Below are 18,353 nucleotides of genomic sequence, written 5' to 3' on the forward strand. Positions count from 1 at the left end.
TTAGTTGGGATTATTTAAAAGTGAATTGATTAGAAACGTCTGTTACCACGACCTCCTCTACCTCCATACATTTCGCGCATTTCTTCAATTTTATCTTTCATGATTTGGTTGTACTCTTCTCTTGTTACTTCTTTACCTTTTGAAGGCATTTTAATCTCTTCTTTTTCTTCAGGATTCATTACAATTTTAGAACACAATATTGTTGTTCTACCAGCATTAACCTCAAGAATTAAACCTGGTAATCCCCAATATTCTCCTGGACCTTGGTTTACTGGGATTTGTGGTGTATACCAAGCTGTAATGGTTATTTCTTTTGGCACTTCCAACTCACTCATTGGATCATCTCTATCTACTGAATCTTTAGATTTTTCTGCTTTTTCCTTTTCGTCATTGCCTCTATCTCTTCGTCTTCGCATATTCATAAAATCCATCTCATCTACTTTTTTTACAGCTGTAGCTTTATAACAAGTATATTGACCTATTTGCTTGGTTTCTCCCTCCATTTTCCACTCTAGAGTTTCAAGTTCATCAACAACTAAAAACTGTTTGCCAAAAAATTCCTGTTCTTGTAAAAGCTTAGATTCCTTCACATTTTTGTATTGCGGACCACCTGTAAAACTACTCATCATTCCTCTCCATGGACCTCCTCCTGAACCTGGTGTTTCTAGCTTTTCTTCTTCTTTATATGTAGACTCTGTTCTATTAAAGGTTAGTATAAAGGTTTTTTCGAGCATACTTTTCATACGCTCAGTAATCATCTTTTTTTGTTCTTCGCTCATTTGTCGACCTCCAAAATTATCCATGTCGACTGTAGTCTTAGATTGATAGATTGCTTTACCTTGAAATTCTTGAGCTAAAAGCGTGTTACTGAATAGTGTAATTAATACAACACAAAGTTTAATTGAGATTGATTTCATTGTTTTAAGTCTAAAGAGTTTGTGTTAAAAATACAGTTTTAACTATTGTTAGACATCTAAAACAATTGAAAGTTTAATTGTAAAATGTTAAAATCCAATAAAAAATTAACCTCCTATTCTTATCTCAATCTCTTGTCCATCACCTTTTCCTCTTCTTGGACTGTAACGTTCTTTCATTTCTTCCATTTTCTTTTCCATAATTTTATCAAACTCTTCTTTAGTCACTTTTTTACCTTTTTTAGGTTCAGTGATTTCAACTTCATTTTTTGGATTGAGCACTATTTTACTACAAATGACAGTTTCTGACCCATCGTTTACCTCAAGAATTAAACCTGGAAGCCCATAATAATTACCTGGACCATTGTTTACAGGAATTTGAGGCGTATACCATGCTGTAATAGTTATGGTTTCCATTTCAGGTTCTTTTTCTTCATCTAAATCTTTATCACCATTAACGCTAATACCTCCAACAATTTTTGGTCGCTCGCGAGTTATGGTTGCTTTATAGCAAGTGTATTCGCCAATGTTTTTAGTCTCTGAGCCAAATTGCCAATCAAGTTTTTTTAGCTCGTCTTTTATCAAAAAGATTTTTCCAAACACATCATTTTGATTAGTGTAGCGTTCTTCTTTTGTGTTTTTATACAGCACATCTGCTCCTCCTGTGTTTATCATTACTACTTCCATCCCTCCAGGTTGAGGAGCTCCAAGCGATTCTTCTTCTTTATAAACCGATTCTTCTTTATTAAACGTAAGTATGTACGTTTTTTCAAACTGCTTTTTAAGCATATCCATCATTTTTTGATGCATTTCAGAGTTTACCTGAGTACTGTCTAGTTTAATATCTACTTTTCGTTTTGACTTGTAGGTTGCAACTCCTGTAAACTCTTGAGCGTGACTTTTTATAGACGCTAAAAGCACTACTACAATTAAAACTTTTACTATATCTTTCATGGTCTTATTTATTGATTGTTATAATAGTCTGTTACTAATTTTTTTATAGTATTGATGTTGTTATAAAATGCTTCTTTCTCTCCTGCTTTTCCAGTGATTTTATAAGTTGCAGAAGCTTCTTTTCCATTAGACATTGGCTTACCTTTACATTTTATCTCAAATGAAATGTTTTCATCAGGACTCATGTCGTCAACGATACTTTTTATATCATTAAGATTAAATGTGCTTTCCAACTCTTTAACAGAATCGATAGTTATTGACACTTCAATACTTTGAATTGTTGTTGCTAAAGTTTCATCTGCATTTTGTAGTTCCTTTATTTGACTAAAAGATGTAAATGCAATTAAAAAAGTAATCGTGGTAATTAGTGTTTTCATTTATGTTCGTTTTTTGATTAATACTCTACAAACTTAAACCAACCCAAATGAGTATTAAGTTAACCAGTGTTAACGTGTGTTAACCGATTAGTTTTTATCTACTTTAACATTTACTTTTGGCCTATGAATAATTCTAGATACCGAATAATATTATACTTCATAGTTACCGTAATACTCAGTACTATTGCGATACAAGTGTATTGGAATTATAAAAACTATTTAGCCAACAAGCAACAGCTTATTAAAGATGTTCAGGTGAGTTTAGATAAAGCTGTTGATGATTATTATGTTAACCTTGCCGAACAAACCACCATTGGATTTGCTTTTGAAGGCAATGACAAGGACGACTTTTTTGCCGAAGACCATAAGTTTGACTCCATTTTAAAGCAAATTGATATTACCAAAAAAAAGTTTAAAAACCTTGATAGCCTTAATCTTGAAACTACTGATGGTATTTCTATTTATAGAGGTGCTAATGTAGATTCAATTTTAAATGCAAAATGGGATCACAAAAAGCTGAATTCTATTGACATAAAAAAAGACTCTATAAAAGTAAAAGGATTTGAATTGCTTACGTCTAAAGTTGTTATTTCTATTTCAAATGACACGCTTGATGTTAAAAAAATTGACAGTTTAATAACTACTGACTTATCTCAAAAAAACATCACTATTGATTACACACTTGATTTTAATAGAGACAAAACAAAGAGGATAAAAGACACAATAAGCGATTCAAAAAACATTTTAAACGTTGCTTCAAAATCTACATTATTACCTAAAGGAAGTTCTTTAAATTTAAGTTTTGAAAACCAAACAAAGCTTATTTTAAAACGCATTTTTGGTGGTATTTTAATTTCCACATTGTTAATTCTAGCAGTGATAAGCTGTTTGTTTTATTTACTTAAAATCATCAAGCACCAAAAACAATTAGCTGAAGTAAAAAATGACCTCATTAGCAACATTACACACGAATTCAAAACACCTATTGCAACCATTGGTGTTGCACTTGAAAGCATTCAAAACTTTAATGTTATTGAAGATAAAGCTAAAACAAAAACGTATTTAGATTTATCAAACACGCAGCTTTCAAAATTGAACACTATGGTTGAAAAGTTACTAGAAACCGCTACACTTGATAGTGAAAATCTTGAGCTCAACAAAGACACTTATAACATCTCGGAAATTTTGACCACGAGTATTGAAAAACACCAACTTAATAGTGACAAAACCATAACCTTCAATATACCTGAAAACATTTCGGCAAAAATAGATGTGTTCCATTTTGAAAATGCCATCAATAATATTATTGACAATGCTATAAAATATGGTGGAGATGCGATTTCAGTTTCGCTTGAGCAAAATCATTTTGCATTTACCATTACTATTTCTGACAATGGAAACACGTTAACCAAAGCTAATAAAGACAAGATTTTTGAGAAATTTTACCGCGTTCCTAAAGGCAACACACATGATGTTAAAGGCTTTGGAATTGGACTGTATTACACCAAGAAAATTGCAGAAAAACATAACGGAACTATCACTGTTGATTTAAAAAATAACATTACCTCATTTAAAATAACATTACCAAATGCCTAAAACCACCATTTTATTAGCCGAAGATGAGCCAGCACTTGGTCAAATTATTAAGGAAAGTCTTGAAACTAGAAACTTTAATGTTATTTTATGTGATAATGGCGAAAAAGCATTTGAAAAATACCAGTCTGAAACTCCCGAAATTTTAGTCTTGGACGTTATGATGCCCAAAAAAGATGGATTTACATTAGCTAAAGACATTAGAGCAATTGATGATACAATTCCTATTATTTTTTTAACTGCCAAATCGCAAACACAAGATGTTGTTGAGGGTTTTACCATAGGCGGAAATGATTACCTAAAAAAACCATTTAGCATGGAAGAGCTTATTGTAAGAATTAACAATTTGCTTAACAGAACACAAGTTCAAAAAACTTCAGAAGTATTAAAAATTGGAGATTATACGTTTGATTTCCCAAAGCAAACACTTCAATTTAACGCTGAAGAAAAACTACAACTCACACATAGAGAAGCGCATTTACTATTCCATTTAATTAAAAACAAAAACCAGGTTTTAGACAGGTCAATCATCTTGAATAAACTTTGGGGAAATGACGATTTTTTCTCTGCAAGAAGCATGGACGTTTTTATCACTAAACTTCGAAAAAAACTATCTAAAGACGACACTATCCAAATCATAAACGTAAGAGGCTTTGGGTATAAACTCATTGGTTAATTTCATTTTCCTATTTTTATAGAAATATTCTCGGTTAACAATAAGTTAATAGAGTATTGTATTAAACTGTTTTCATCTTTTTATGGTAATTTAACTCTATGCAAATAAAATCGAAATTCCTTATTGCTGGAGCAATTATTGCCTTAATCGCCTTGACAAGCATGCAAGGGTATTTAACGTTCAACACCTTTGATCTAAGAAAAAAAAGCTTTGCAGTTGACTCTAGAACCAAAATAGGCGACATAGTAAAAACCAAATATGTTGATTCATTATCGTGGCATTATCGTATGGATTTTGTAGATAAAATCCCTGACTATAAACGAAACCGAATTAGCAAAGAAGAACTCCTCGCAGATTTAAAGTTTTTTGCCAACGACAGGAACGACGAATTTACAGAATACTTCAATAAAGAAGCTGAGCGCTTGGGTTTAAACGAAAATATATTATTTAAAAAAGTAGCATCTTCAATTCAGCTTATTGATGAAAATGGTAACGTCGAAAACCTCCTTATAGAAGACAAAGATTCACCAATATTTTTAATTGGTACTGATTTCCTACTTGAAGAAGGATTACTCATTAATGCTTGGAACTGGACATTTGACAAAGGATTTATAAATGACAATCATCAACTAGAGTCTGTAACAGTTAAATATAGAGCTAGTATTTACATGAAAATTGTAGATTGGGATAAAATCATTTTTAAACAACTGCTGTTTCTTTTCTTAATTGCATTTTTACTGTTCCTTTTTGTAATATCCCTAGTAACATACTCTATTAGAAACTTATTTAAACATAAGCGCATTTCTGATATTAAAACTGACTTCATCAATAATATTACTCACGAACTAAAAACACCACTTTCAACTTTATCAATTGCCACCAAAACCTTAACCAATAGGTTTGCAAAAGACAATACAGATATTGCTAAAGAATCTATTGACACTATTAACAGACAAAATAAACGTCTTCAAAATTTAATTGATCAGGTAGTAGATAACAGTTTAGGATATAACGACATTAATTTAAATCTCGAACAAGTTAGTCTGCCAGATTTTATTAATGAAGTGTGCGATGACTTTGCATTAACATTACCTACTAATATTCAATTTTTAAGAGATGTTGAAGTTAATGATACTGAAGTTGAAATTGACAAGTTCTTCCTTGGCACAGCCATAATTAATATTTTAAATAATGCCATAAAATTTGATGGCACAGTGCTTAAAATAAAGTATAACATCACTAACAACATGCATACTATTGCAGTTTCTGATAATGGCATAGGCATCTCTAAAAAAAATAAAAAACTTATCTTTGATAAATTCTATAGAGTGAGCGAAAAAAACATGCACACCTACAAAGGCTTAGGCTTAGGCCTTTACTACTGTAGTCAAATTGTTAAAGCTCACCATGGACTAATAGACGTTGAAAGCAAAGTAAAAGAAGGCTCAACATTCTATATAAAAATTCCCGTAGAAAATGGAAAAGAGAATTTTATTAGCTGATGATGATATTGATTTTGGCACTACCCTAAAACAATATTTGGAGCTAAATAAGTTTGAAGTTGTTTGGGCAAAAGATGGCTCTGAAGCTTTAGATTTATTTAAAATGCACTCTTTTGACATATGCATTATTGATGTAATGATGCCTAAGCTAGACGGCTTTAAACTCTCAAAAAAACTCAGTAAGAAAAACCCCGAAACACCTTTTTTATTTTTAACTGCTCGTAAAGCTAAAGAAGACCGAATAAAAGGTTTAAGCTTAGGTGCTGATGATTATATTTCAAAACCATTTGATGTTGAGGAACTCATTTTAAGAATAAACAACATCATTAAAAGAACTAACCAGCAACAAACCATTAGCTTAGAGACTGATAAAGAAGAGCCTATTGCTATTGGCAAGTATTTATTTGACAGCAAAAATCTTACATTAAGTATAAATGGTAAAAGCGCTAAGATTACTGAAAAGGAAGCGCAGCTTATTTATTTTTTATTCACTAACAAAAATAAACTTATCCCTAGAGATGATATACTCGCAAAGGTTTGGGGACAAAGCAATTTTTTTTCTGGGAGAAGTATGGATGTATTTATTACAAGGGTAAGAAAACATCTAAAAGAAGACCCTAATATTAGTATTAATAGCGTTAGAGGTGTTGGACTAGAGTTTGTAATTAAAGATTAAAAAAACAAAAGCCAGCAAACTAAATTACTGGCCTTTTCCATGAAAAAAACTACTTTTTAGTAAAAAGTATTACGTTTAATTTTTTATAAACTTTTTAATAGCTGTATTTCCGTTTGCATCTTTAAGATTTACAAAATACATTCCATTAGCAAGATTAGATACATCAATAGTTTGTGCACTTAACTGTTGTGACAAGATGTGTTTTCCGTTAATGCTATAAACATCAACTGTCTCAATAGTGCTACCACTTACATGTAATGTGTTTTTTACTGGGTTTGGATATATTTTAACTGAGCTGTTAAAATCATAATCGTTAGTACTTAAAGAAGGATTATCCTCATAAGTAAAATTATCTATGTATAAATTATCAAAAGTTGTTGCAGCATTGTACTTAAACACAATATAGTTATCAGATCCAGCATAACTATCAAAGGTCACAGTTTTCTCATCCCATGCATCATCAGTCATATCTGCATCTAAAAATGTTTGATATGTAGTATATGTTGAAGCATCAGTAGGATCAGTCATAGTACCAACCTCTAAACCTCCATTGTGATCATCATAAACATGGAAACGAATTTGTTTAGTGCTATCAAAATCAGACAACATAGGAGTAATTAAAAAGATATCTGAAGTTTCATCATTACCACTATACATTCTCACACTAATAGAACCTTCTTGAGCTTGAAAAGTACTGTATCTCACGTATGGGCTTGTTGATACAGGATTAATTAAACTAGACCAACATGGTTCTATTTCAGCATTGTTAGCATTACCCTCAAAGCCGTTGGTGAAAGTCCCAGATTCTGGCACACATAATGTCGTAAAATAAACTGGTCCAACCCATGGGCTTGTACCATTTGCATCACAATCAGCTCTTACATAAATTTCATAAGCAGTATTATCTGTAAGACTATTAAAATCGCTATTTGAAGTACTAGACGAAGTTACAACACCTGATGCTGGCTCACCTGTTCCTGCAGGTTGCACAACATACTCCCAACTGTTTTGTCCTCCAAGAAAATTCCAACTAACCTCAACAGAAGCGTCTGTTACATTTTCAGCTACAACATTATACACTTCAGTACAAGCAGGTTGATCTGTAATTGCAACATCATCAATATAAAAAGCAATGCTTGCTCCAGTACCTGCTCCATGCTTAAGCACTACATACTCATCAGTACTTGCTGGTAAATTCACAAAATATTGAAGAAAACTACCTGAAAAACCACCTGTTGTTATTGGAAATTCAGTTATTTCTTGAAAAGTGTTAGCATCCATAGGATCACTCATAGTACCAACTATTATATTAGCATCAGTATTCTCGCTATTCTTTTTAGCATAAAACTCTAGTCTATGCATACCATCATTAGCAGTAGTATGTTGAGGTAAAATAAGTAACACATTTGCACTAGCATCATTACCTGTATTCATTATAATTGCATTAGCTCCTGAGTTAGCATACGATGTGGAAGTATTTACCTCAACTAGAGGAGACCCAGAAGATGTAACGTTTTTGTTCCAGCAAAAAGGAAAATCAGCATCTGAATATAAATCAAAGTCTTCAGTAAAATTAGTTGCAAATGGCGCGCAAGCGGTTCTTATATCGTAAGGTCCAAACCAAGTGCTATAACCAGAACCATCACTACCTGCTGCATCACAATTAGCTCTAACAAAAATTCTATAAGGACTATTTGGTATAATTGCTTGTCCATCAGAATCCAATGTAATATTATTTGTAAGGGAACTTGTTACTATTGGAGTTTCTAATGCTGGATTAAAGTTTAAACTAGTTTGAACAATTACCATTTCCCATTCCGTTTGCACTTGAATATCTGGAGTAATTTCTAAGTCAAAAGAAACATCGGTAATATTACTTGCCTCTACATCTAGCACCTCAAAACAAGAAGGCTGTGTAGTAACAACTATATTGTCTAAATAAACAATCTTATTAAACGAAGCGGTTGTTTCTGGTTTAAATGCTAAATGACTTGCTGATGCATTTAACGGCACATTTACATAGTAAAGTGAATAGTTATTAGTGTTTTCAGAAGAGTTAATTAGCGCAAAACTGTTAAGTTCTACAAATGTATTTTCGTCATTAGGGTCAGACATTAAACCAACTTTTATAACAGTTTCATCTGAACCTACTGAGTTTACTTTAGCTGCAAATTCTATTCTATGCATACCATCGGCAATAGTTGTACTCTCAGGAGAAACTAAAAGCATAGTATCATCATTACTCATTTGAATTTCATAGTAATTATCAGGAGAGTACGATTGCGTAGAGCTAGTATTTACTTTAAATATAGGCTCTGTTCCTGTTGAACTTGAAATTGTTGTCCAACAATAAGGAGTTACAAGTTCATCTGGCATGCTTTCAAAATTTTCAGAAAAATCATCTACTATACCACAAGCAGTTCTAAAAAATATTGGACCAATCCAATCACTCACACCATCAGTATCACAATCTGATCTCACATAAAACTCATATTCAGTATTATTAGTCAATCCTGGAACGTTTACAGAACTAGACGAAACACCAACAGGTGTAGCTGCGTCAGGATTACCAGTTCCTGGTGATTGCACAACATATTGCCACTCTAAAGCACTTGAGGTCCAGCTAATATTTACTGAAGTTTCATAAGTATCATCCACACTAATAGCACTTGGAGGATAACATGTAATTGCGTTAAAATCTAATTCAATATTCGCTCTGTAGTAATCTAAAATTCCAGAAGGTGGTGACGCAGGATCAGGATTAGTAAAATTATTTCCATAATGCAACACTCTTCCACTAGCTTCTGAAAATCCTAAGTTGTGTGCAATAAAATCTTTAGAGTCATTATCATCTTGATTTTCGTCAACTACTATAACTAAGTTTGCTGTATTTGAGTAACTAAATGGTGTATCCAAAATTATAGACACCTCGTTATTATACACTGTAAATGTGCCTGCAAACACTTGTGTTAAGTTAGCTAAAGGAATCCAATCAGAATTAGAAGCAAAAGTATCATTAGCAGTTTCAGCCATATATACAACTATGTCATTTGAATTTTCTAAAACTCCATCAGTATAATATGTAATTTTTGAAATACTACCAGCTTGATTAATTTCTGACTGCAAATAAATACTCTGTGAGTAAGAATAATTATCGTCAGGATCAATAGGCAATTCTTGAAATGTACTTGTTGTAAGACCACCAAGCGTAACTTCATTAATTGATACCGTTTGTGCATTAGCAAAAAAGCTAAAGAACATAAGGGCAAGAAATAAGTAATTTTTTTTCATTGTATTAGTCTTTTAGTTTTAATTCTGAATTAACTTAGCTATCTTAAGACAACTCTAAGTTGAGTGTAAACTTATTCACTATTACTTATTTAACAAAGTAAACTAAGGTTAACGATAAGTTAACGGTACCTAAACACATTGAAAAAAAGTCTTTTTTTTTGACTTTTGTTACAAGACTAAAACAAATATGAATCATGACTAGAAAATTACTTTTACTCTTTGTTATTGCTTTTTCCCAAATTGTAAACGGACAAACTGATGAGCCTATTGGAGCTCCTGCTATACTTGCTTCAACATCTTATGTTTGTGAAAATGAAGAAACCGAAAATTTTGTTGGGTTTACCAAATCTCCAGAATTTGCAACTTGTCCAGGTTATGATAATTGGGTTGACTCTTGGTATACATTTACACCAACTGAAACGCGTCAATATTCTATTGAAATTGAAGCTTTAACAGGAAGCATTTTTGATGTTAGAATAGGTGTTTTTTCTGGAACTATAGGCAACTTAAATAGTATGACTGGTTGTGCTACAAGATATTTTAGCGCTACTTTAACTATGGGTCAAACTTATTATATTAACACCAGAGGAGCGAGTGCATCTACTCAATATAGATTATGCGTTTATCCTTTTCCTGATGCGCCATCAAACGACGAACCTGCAAATGCTGATGTGTTGTTAGAGTCTACTTTTGATGTTTGCGAAAATGCATCTGTTGGATACACAACTAATGCAACTTATACTAGTGAAGCTGAATGCAGCACTTCAAATCCTGATGTGTGGTACAGCTTTACACCAACTGAAACTGGAGAATATACTTTTAGAGCAGACCTTGTAAATGGTTCTACTCCTTTATACATAGGAGTATATAGCGGAACTCCTGGATTCTTAAACCCTTTCCTTGAAGAACCAACATCTCCAACCTTACAGTGTCAAGATATTGTTTTAGCCGATTTAACTGCTGGAGAAACTTATTATGTAAGCGTAACATCATCAAATTCATCACAAGCCATTTATTTTGAATTGTGTGCATACAAGTCGCCTGATGCGCCATCGAACGATGATTGTTCAAACCCTATAGCACTAACAATTGGTCAGTCTTTTGAAGACAGTTACATAGTTGCTACCAATACATCTGCGTCAGTTAATCCGGGAAATTCTAATTTTCCTAACTGCGGAACCTTACCAGATTTTGGCATCTATGGTAAAGACGTATGGTTTTCGGTAGTGGTTCCTGCTTCAGGTAGCTTTACTATTGAAACTAGAGCAGAACCAACTGAAACTAATTTGAGTGACACTGCCATTGAAACTTATACTGGTTCTTGTGGAACAGAAACCTTAGAACCATTTCATTACAACCTACCTCCACCAAACACAGGAACTGCTTATTGCAGCAATCAATTTGTAATTGGAGGTAACGAATTTGCTGGTATGTTATTTACTAATAAAACTCCAGGAGAAACAGTAATAATAAGAGTTTGGGGTTGGGCTTATCAATTTGGTAAATTTAGAATTGCTGCCTACGATGCTACTTTAGGTGTTAACGAGTTTGACTTAAACAGTTTTAAATACTATCCAAACCCAACTAATAATGTATTGAATATAAAATACAACCAAAACATTAATAAAGTAACAGTAAACAGTATTATTGGAAAAGCTGTTTTAACTAAAGAAACCAATGCACAAGATGTAAGTGTAGATTTATCTAGTCTTGCTACTGGAATTTACATTGTAACCGTTAACTCTGGAGAAACTTCAACTAATTTTAAAGTTTTAAAAGAGTAGTATTAGATTAATAGCAACTTTAAAAAACACCTTTGTAAACAAAGGTGTTTTTTTATTTATGCAATATGGTTTGATTTTTGTACTTTTCATTTCGCAATGAAATGGATTAACTACATTTTTTTATTCCTTATATATTCTGGTTATGCTCAAGATAGTATACAGATAAAGCTTATAAATAGCTTAAAACTTGAAAAGGAAACGATTATTAGTATTGACGATTTTGAAACGCTTTACCATATTAAAAACAATACGTTTTATAAAACTTCAAATAATAAATCAATAAACTACAGCAATGTTCAATTAGGAAACATTACTTCTGCTAATGCTTTTAATCCATTAAAAATTAATCTGTTTTACAAGAGTTTTAATACTGTTATTATTCTTGATAATCGTTTAGCCGAAATTTTCAAAATAGATTTTAATATGATGCAACCTTATAAAAATGTATCACATATTACTACTGGTTTTGACAATTCGCTTTGGGTTTTTAATCAAGATTTACAACAACTTGAACTTTATGACTATAAAATGAACAAGGTTAAGGTTAGATCGCTTCCTGTACAATCTAATGTACTCGATCTAAAAAGCAACTACAACTATTGCTGGATGCTTACCGAAAAGTACTTGTACAAGTACAATTATTTAGGAAGTCTTATTTCTAAAATGGAAAATAAAGGCTTCACTGAAATGGCTTTAAATAATGAAAATGTGGTTTTAAAAACTGATAATCAACTCTACTTTTTAGCAAGTAATAGTCAAGATGTTGTACCAATTCAAAGGTCAAAATTGTTAATAAATCAGTTTTTATTGGCCAATGAAACCTTGTATATTTACGACAGCAAAATCCTAAGTAAATTCCAACTAAAAATTAAATAAACATGCATGTTGCAGTAGCAGGAAACATTGGTGCAGGTAAAACAACTCTCACCAAATTATTAGCCAAACATTTTAACTGGGAACCACAATTAGAAGACGTAGTAGACAATCCGTATTTAGATGATTTTTACAACCAGATGGAGCGTTGGAGTTTTAACCTGCAGGTTTATTTTTTAAATTCCAGATTTAGACAAGTATTACAAATTCGCCAAAGCGGAAAAGACATTATACAGGACAGAACCATTTATGAAGACGCTCATATTTTTGCACCTAACCTTCATGCTATGGGATTGATGACCAATAGAGATTTTGAGAACTATCGTTCACTTTTTGATTTAATGGAATCTCTTGTTCAAGGTCCTGATTTGTTAATTTACCTTAGAAGCACTATCCCAAACTTAGTATCACAAATTCATAAACGTGGACGCGATTATGAAAACTCAATTAGCATTGATTATTTAAGTAGATTAAATGAGCGCTACGAAGCTTGGATACATGGTTACGACAAAGGAAGACTACTTATCATTGATGTAGACAACCTAGATTTTGTTGCTAACCCTGAAGACCTTGGTTTTATCATTAATAAAATAGATGCCGAAATAAACGGTTTATTCTAAACAATAAAAGACAAACAAAAAAGCCACATCAAATTGATGTGGCTTTTTTGTAGTATAACTTTGAAAACTAGCTTTGTTTTTCAATTTCTTCAGTAACTGTTTTCTTTATTTTAACCTCAACATCATCAACAGTCTTATCATTGTTCATTGCTTCTACTTTAGCTTCAACTTCTTCAAGAGTACCTTCAATAATTTTTTCTTCAGTAGTGGTTTCTCCATTAACAGTTGTTGTTTTAGTTAAAACAGCTACAGCATTCCCTGTGGTTCCATCATCATTAATTTCAACGGTAATTTCTTTAGTAATATCATCGTTACCTGCTAAACCAGTTTCAGCAGTGTGACCACCTAAAATTGGAGCAATAACCAATCCTACTAAACATGTTAGCTTAATTAAAATATTCATTGATGGCCCTGATGTATCTTTAAAAGGATCTCCAACAGTATCACCTGTTACAGCAGCTTTATGCGCATCACTTCCTTTATAAGTCATTTCACCATTAATTTCAACTCCAGCTTCAAACGATTTTTTAGCGTTATCCCAAGCTCCTCCAGCATTGTTTTGGAAGATTGCCCACATTACACCACTAACACATACTCCTGCCATATAACCTCCTAATGGTTCAGCTCCAAAAATTAAACCAATTAGTATAGGAGTAATAATGGTAATTAAACCTGGTAAAATCATTTCTTTTAATGCTGCTTGTGTAGAAATATCAACACACTTTGCATACTCAGGAGTTCCTGTTCCTTCCATAATTCCTGGAATTTCTTTAAACTGACGACGTACTTCATGTACCATTTCCATTGCAGCTTTTCCTACTGATTGCATTGCTAAAGCTGAGAAGATTACAGGAATCATTCCTCCAACAAATAACATTGCTAATACATCAGCTTTAAAAATGTTTATTCCATCAATTCCTGTAAACGTTACATAAGCAGCAAATAGCGCTAATGCAGTTAATGCAGCAGAGGCAATAGCAAATCCTTTACCAACAGCTGCAGTTGTGTTTCCTACTGAGTCTAAAATATCTGTACGCTCACGCACTTCAGGATCTAGCTCGCTCATTTCAGCAACACCACCTGCGTTATCAGCAATTGGTCCAAAAGCATCAATAGCTAACTGCATAGCTGTAGTAGCCATCATAGCAGATGCTGCCAAAGCAACACCATAAAATCCTGCTAACTCATACGATCCATAAATTGCAGCTGCAAATAAAATTACTGATGCAAATGTAGATTTCATCCCTACAGCTAAACCAGCAATAATGTTTGTTGCTGCTCCTGTTGAACTGTTTTGTACTATATCTAAAACTGGCTTTTTACCTAATGATGTAAAATAAGCTGTAACTACCGAAATTAGTGCTCCAACAGCTAATCCTATACACGCTGACCAAAACACATTCATTGATGATACGTCTACATAACCTTCACCAAAGAACTTCATGCTCATAGTTTCAGGTAACATATATTTAATTAAACCAAAACTAGCTGCTAAAGTTATAATGATAGCTACCCAGTTTCCTGTGTCTAATGCTTTTTGAACTTGAGCTTCTTTAGCGTTATTACCAGAAATTTTCACTAAAAACGTTCCTATAATTGAAGCTAAAATACCTACACCTGCAATAACAATTGGCAACAAGATTGGTCCCATATTATTAAAGTTATCAGTAAAAGGTGTATTTACTGACATATCTTTAATTAAATAATTACCCAATACCATAGCTGCTAATACTGTTGCTACATAACTACCAAACAAATCGGCTCCCATACCAGCTACATCACCAACGTTATCTCCTACGTTATCTGCAATAGTTGCAGGATTACGAGGATCATCTTCAGGAATACCAGCTTCAACTTTACCAACTAAATCTGCACCAACATCGGCTGCTTTAGTGTAAATTCCACCACCTACACGCGCAAATAGTGCAATAGATTCAGCACCTAATGAAAAACCTGCTAATGCCTCTAGAGCAATAGTCATTTCGTCATAAAAAGAAGCTTCGCCAACAATGAACATTTTCATAAAAACAAAAAACAGTAAACTAAGTCCTAGTACTGCTAAACCAGCAACACCTAGTCCCATTACTGTTCCACCACCAAACGACACTTTAAGCGCTTGTGGTAAGCTTGTTTTTGCAGCTTCGGCAGTACGTGCATTGGCTTCGGTTGCAACTCGCATACCAATGTTTCCTGCAAGAGCTGAAAAAATAGCTCCTATAATAAAAGCTACTATTATAATCCAATGTGTAGTATCAACAAAGTAAGATATTGCTCCTAGAGCTACAGATGCAATAACAACAAATATTGCTAACAATCTGTATTCGGCATTTAAAAAGGCTAGTGCACCTTCTTTAATTGATTTTGAAATGCCTTGCATTCTTTCGTTTCCAGGTGCTTGTTTTTTAACCCAAGACATCTTTACGAACATGAACAGTAATCCTACAATTGCCAATATCATTGGCACAAAAATCATATTTGATTCCATATTTTATTAATTTGATTAGTTTGTATCTTAACAAATGTAACAAAATGGATTAATATTAAAAAGCCCTTACACTTCTGCAGTGTAAGGGCTCTAAATTGCTATGTTACAAGCTATTTTATATTGTAAAGTTACCGTTTGCTTTGTGCTCACTGCTTTCGTAGCGCTCAACACATTTGTTAAGGATTTCGTATGCTTCTTTAGCATTTCCCCAACCACCAACATCAACTTTCTTTTCTTCTAAGTCTTTGTAAACCTGAAAAAAGTGTTCAATTTCTTTAATTCTATGTGGGTTTAAATCTTCAATATCGTTGTATCTATTCCAGATTGGGTCAGAAATTGGCACACATATTAATTTTTCATCTGGTCCTTTTTCATCTGTCATGTGAAACACACCTATTGGTTTTACTTCCATAACACACATTGGAAATGTTGGCTCTGTTCCTAATACTAAAACGTCTAGAGGATCTTGATCTAAAGCTAAAGTTTCAGGAATAAACCCATAATCTCCAGGATACATCATTGATGAAAACAACATACGATCAAATCTAATTTTTTTTAATTCAAAATCGTATTCGTATTTATTTCTACTTCCTTTAGGGATTTCTATTAGTACATCAAAGGTCAATTTTCCTGCTGCTGTCATATTTTTATATTTGTTTTTCGGGCTGCAAATATAATGTAATGTTTGAGTTATGGCAATTAATTACCCTTGACTTTATCAAAAAAATAACCGTAATTTAACAGTGGATATGAATTATTAGGTCAATCCATATTTTTATTATTAGCTATTAGTTTGACCAAAACCTATGAATGAAATTCCAAATGAATTAAAAGACTTTTATGCCTCAATTGAAAATTTGAACTCATTAAGTATATGGAACATTCATCGAGAACTGAAAGCAACCGCTAAAATCAAAGGAGAGTGGGAAAAGAAAATTATTATAGAAAGAAAATCACTCAATTACAATCTAAATAAAGGCGAGTTAGTGACAAACGTTCAAGTCACAGATTCACAAGGTCAAATTACAACAATTGGTTTAGAAAAGGAGGACATAGAATATCTTAAACAGCGATTAGAATTTACACAAAATACTTGGCTAAAATCAAGATATTCTCATTTACTCTGGCAAGAAATTAAGCATCATAAATATGCTGAAATAGCTATTGATAATTATGTTGCTACAATCAATAGAATCAAATCGGAGGAAGCTCGTGAGTTGCCCATAATTCTTTCTGCAATTTTACATATATCAAAGAAAACAAAGAAGAAAATAGAAGTCGCCAAAGAAGTCGCAATTACACTTGTTAATGACTTACCAAATTGGTTTAAACCAAATATTTTAAATTCTATTCTAGAAAATAATATTCTTACTAAAAAGGAACTAAATGATATTGCTTTAAAATTACCAAGTTGGATTGAAGAAAAAAATCCTGTATCATATTTTTCAAATAAGCAAAAATTAGAAACTGGTATACAACTTTATAATTTACTAGAACTTCCGTTAAATGAACTGTATGAGTTATTAGCCAAAAACGAAGACTTGATTCTAGAACAGCATCAAGAGGATACAGACTTTGTCAAGTATACCACAATTGGAACAAAGGCAAAATATTTAAGACTTGCAGGTAAGTTAGAAAAAGCAGAAGAAAATCTTAAAGAGTATAATCGCCTTAAGCAAACGGTAAAACTCGGAAAAGTAAGTTGGCAACTTGGAGAAAAGGAAACAGAAATGTTTAATAGTTATCTCAATATGAAATCAAAAGTCATATTGGATATGCCAACAGAGGGAATACTTGCTTTCTTCTCAATTAACGAAGACATTCTAGTTGACCCAATTGAAAATCAAGAAAATGCCAAGAAAAGTATTAAAAACTCAATTCATAATTTATTTAGCACAAGTGTTTTTGACATAAACAGCAACTTCAAGAATTTAAAGGATTCAGAAAAAATTGATAAAGAAATCATTCAGAGTTATACGATTTCCCACGGAGTTAAATGTTTCAGTCTTTTCCTAAAAGTGTTTGTAGACGGAATTTTAACAGGTAAACTCAATTATTACAAAATCTATGACTTTTTTGAATCTCAAACTTGGTATGGTACTAAATTCAAAAGAGGAATGACCGATAATGAAATTGACCAAAACTCGAACTGGTTAACAATGCTCGCACCAGGAATCCATAATCTTTTTGCTCAATTTGAACTCTCGGTTTTAATGAATACTAATAAAATCAACAACTTCATTTTAGCAATGGATTCTTTGACTTTAAAATTCGAAGGTGCATTAAGAGACTTTATCAGATTGTCTGGAGGTAATACATCTACCTCTAAAAATGGAGAATTAAAAGAACAATTACTTGAGGAATTATTAGAAAACGAAACAACAAAAAAATACTTTACAGAAAAGGACATTGAATTGTTTAAATATGCATTTACTAGAAAAGGAAAAAATTTGAGGAACAATATTGCTCACTCATTTTTAGAATTTTCTGATTACAATTTACAAGCTGTGACTTTAGTTTTTTTCTGTATTTTGAGACTTGGAAAATATACGTTTAACGAAAAAAACAACAGCTGACAATGGCTAAAAGTAATTATTAGTTCTTGCCA

At 32.5% G+C, this 18,353-nt stretch carries 14 protein-coding genes; 8 read left to right on the forward strand and 6 right to left on the reverse strand.

The features are described from left to right. Positions 1 to 29: 29 nt before the first annotated feature. The 3 genes from ABD011_RS14700 to ABD011_RS14710 all read right to left on the reverse strand — a co-directional run bounded on the left by ABD011_RS14700 (position 30) and on the right by ABD011_RS14710 (position 2,245). A complete protein-coding gene (locus ABD011_RS14700) occupies positions 30 to 917 on the reverse strand; it encodes a GLPGLI family protein (RefSeq protein ID WP_131508893.1) in 888 nt (295 codons plus the stop codon). 105 nt (positions 918 to 1,022) lie between these two features. Continuing rightward, entirely contained in the window at positions 1,023 to 1,868 is an 846-nt protein-coding gene (locus ABD011_RS14705) for a GLPGLI family protein (RefSeq protein WP_343799472.1), read from the reverse strand. Positions 1,869 to 1,876: 8 nt separating this feature from the next. Then, a complete protein-coding gene (locus ABD011_RS14710) occupies positions 1,877 to 2,245 on the reverse strand; it encodes a hypothetical protein (RefSeq protein ID WP_343799474.1) in 369 nt (122 codons plus the stop codon). A 123-nt stretch (positions 2,246 to 2,368) separates the two neighbouring features. On the opposite strand from ABD011_RS14710, the gene ABD011_RS14715 reads away from it, so the two are divergent. The 4 genes from ABD011_RS14715 (at position 2,369) to ABD011_RS14730 (ending at position 6,692) form a co-directional block, all read left to right on the forward strand. After that, positions 2,369 to 3,841 (forward strand): sensor histidine kinase, encoded by a 1,473-nt coding sequence (locus ABD011_RS14715; protein WP_343799476.1) that lies wholly within the window; start codon positions 2,369 to 2,371, stop codon positions 3,839 to 3,841. Beyond that, a complete protein-coding gene (locus tag ABD011_RS14720) occupies positions 3,834 to 4,514 on the forward strand; it encodes a response regulator transcription factor (RefSeq protein ID WP_343799478.1) in 681 nt (226 codons plus the stop codon). The genes ABD011_RS14715 and ABD011_RS14720 overlap by 8 nt, the downstream gene beginning before the upstream one ends. A 98-nt stretch (positions 4,515 to 4,612) precedes the next feature. Continuing rightward, positions 4,613 to 6,016 (forward strand): sensor histidine kinase, encoded by a 1,404-nt coding sequence (locus ABD011_RS14725; RefSeq protein ID WP_343799480.1) that lies wholly within the window; start codon positions 4,613 to 4,615, stop codon positions 6,014 to 6,016. Continuing rightward, entirely contained in the window at positions 5,991 to 6,692 is a 702-nt protein-coding gene (locus ABD011_RS14730; RefSeq protein WP_131508887.1) for a response regulator transcription factor, read from the forward strand. The genes ABD011_RS14725 and ABD011_RS14730 overlap by 26 nt, the downstream gene beginning before the upstream one ends. A gap of 75 nt (positions 6,693 to 6,767) precedes the next feature. On the opposite strand, the gene ABD011_RS14735 is transcribed toward ABD011_RS14730, so the two are convergent. Next, positions 6,768 to 9,983: a T9SS-dependent choice-of-anchor J family protein gene (locus tag ABD011_RS14735; RefSeq protein ID WP_343799483.1), complete on the reverse strand. Its 3,216-nt coding sequence runs from the start codon at positions 9,981 to 9,983 to the stop codon at positions 6,768 to 6,770. Positions 9,984 to 10,177: 194 nt separating this feature from the next. Here ABD011_RS14735 and ABD011_RS14740 point away from each other — a divergent pair, with 194 nt between their 5' ends. The 3 genes from ABD011_RS14740 to ABD011_RS14750 all read left to right on the forward strand — a co-directional run bounded on the left by ABD011_RS14740 (position 10,178) and on the right by ABD011_RS14750 (position 13,260). Then, positions 10,178 to 11,767 (forward strand): T9SS type A sorting domain-containing protein, encoded by a 1,590-nt coding sequence (locus ABD011_RS14740; RefSeq protein ID WP_343799485.1) that lies wholly within the window; start codon positions 10,178 to 10,180, stop codon positions 11,765 to 11,767. Positions 11,768 to 11,863: 96 nt separating this feature from the next. Continuing rightward, positions 11,864 to 12,643 (forward strand): hypothetical protein, encoded by a 780-nt coding sequence (locus ABD011_RS14745; protein ID WP_343799487.1) that lies wholly within the window; start codon positions 11,864 to 11,866, stop codon positions 12,641 to 12,643. Between the two features lie 2 nt (positions 12,644 to 12,645). Next, positions 12,646 to 13,260, forward strand: a complete 615-nt coding sequence (locus ABD011_RS14750; RefSeq protein WP_343799489.1) for a deoxynucleoside kinase — start codon at positions 12,646 to 12,648, stop codon at positions 13,258 to 13,260. A 67-nt stretch (positions 13,261 to 13,327) separates the two neighbouring features. Here the strand turns inward: ABD011_RS14750 and ABD011_RS14755 are convergent, their stop codons facing one another. Both ABD011_RS14755 and ABD011_RS14760 read right to left on the reverse strand, forming a co-directional pair. Next, positions 13,328 to 15,745, reverse strand: a complete 2,418-nt coding sequence (locus ABD011_RS14755) for a sodium-translocating pyrophosphatase (RefSeq protein ID WP_343799491.1) — start codon at positions 15,743 to 15,745, stop codon at positions 13,328 to 13,330. Between the two features lie 115 nt (positions 15,746 to 15,860). Beyond that, the gene (locus tag ABD011_RS14760) at positions 15,861 to 16,388 is read right to left on the reverse strand and encodes an inorganic diphosphatase (protein WP_343799493.1); all 528 of its coding nucleotides are present in this window, start codon (positions 16,386 to 16,388) and stop codon (positions 15,861 to 15,863) included. A gap of 163 nt (positions 16,389 to 16,551) precedes the next feature. Between ABD011_RS14760 and ABD011_RS14765 the strand changes: the two genes are divergently transcribed. Next, positions 16,552 to 18,321 (forward strand): DUF4209 domain-containing protein, encoded by a 1,770-nt coding sequence (locus ABD011_RS14765; RefSeq protein WP_343799495.1) that lies wholly within the window; start codon positions 16,552 to 16,554, stop codon positions 18,319 to 18,321. The last annotated feature ends 32 nt before the right edge of the window (positions 18,322 to 18,353 follow it).

This window comes from Gaetbulibacter jejuensis, from assembly GCF_039524015.1.
In the GTDB taxonomy this organism is placed as follows: domain Bacteria; phylum Bacteroidota; class Bacteroidia; order Flavobacteriales; family Flavobacteriaceae; genus Gaetbulibacter_B; species Gaetbulibacter_B jejuensis.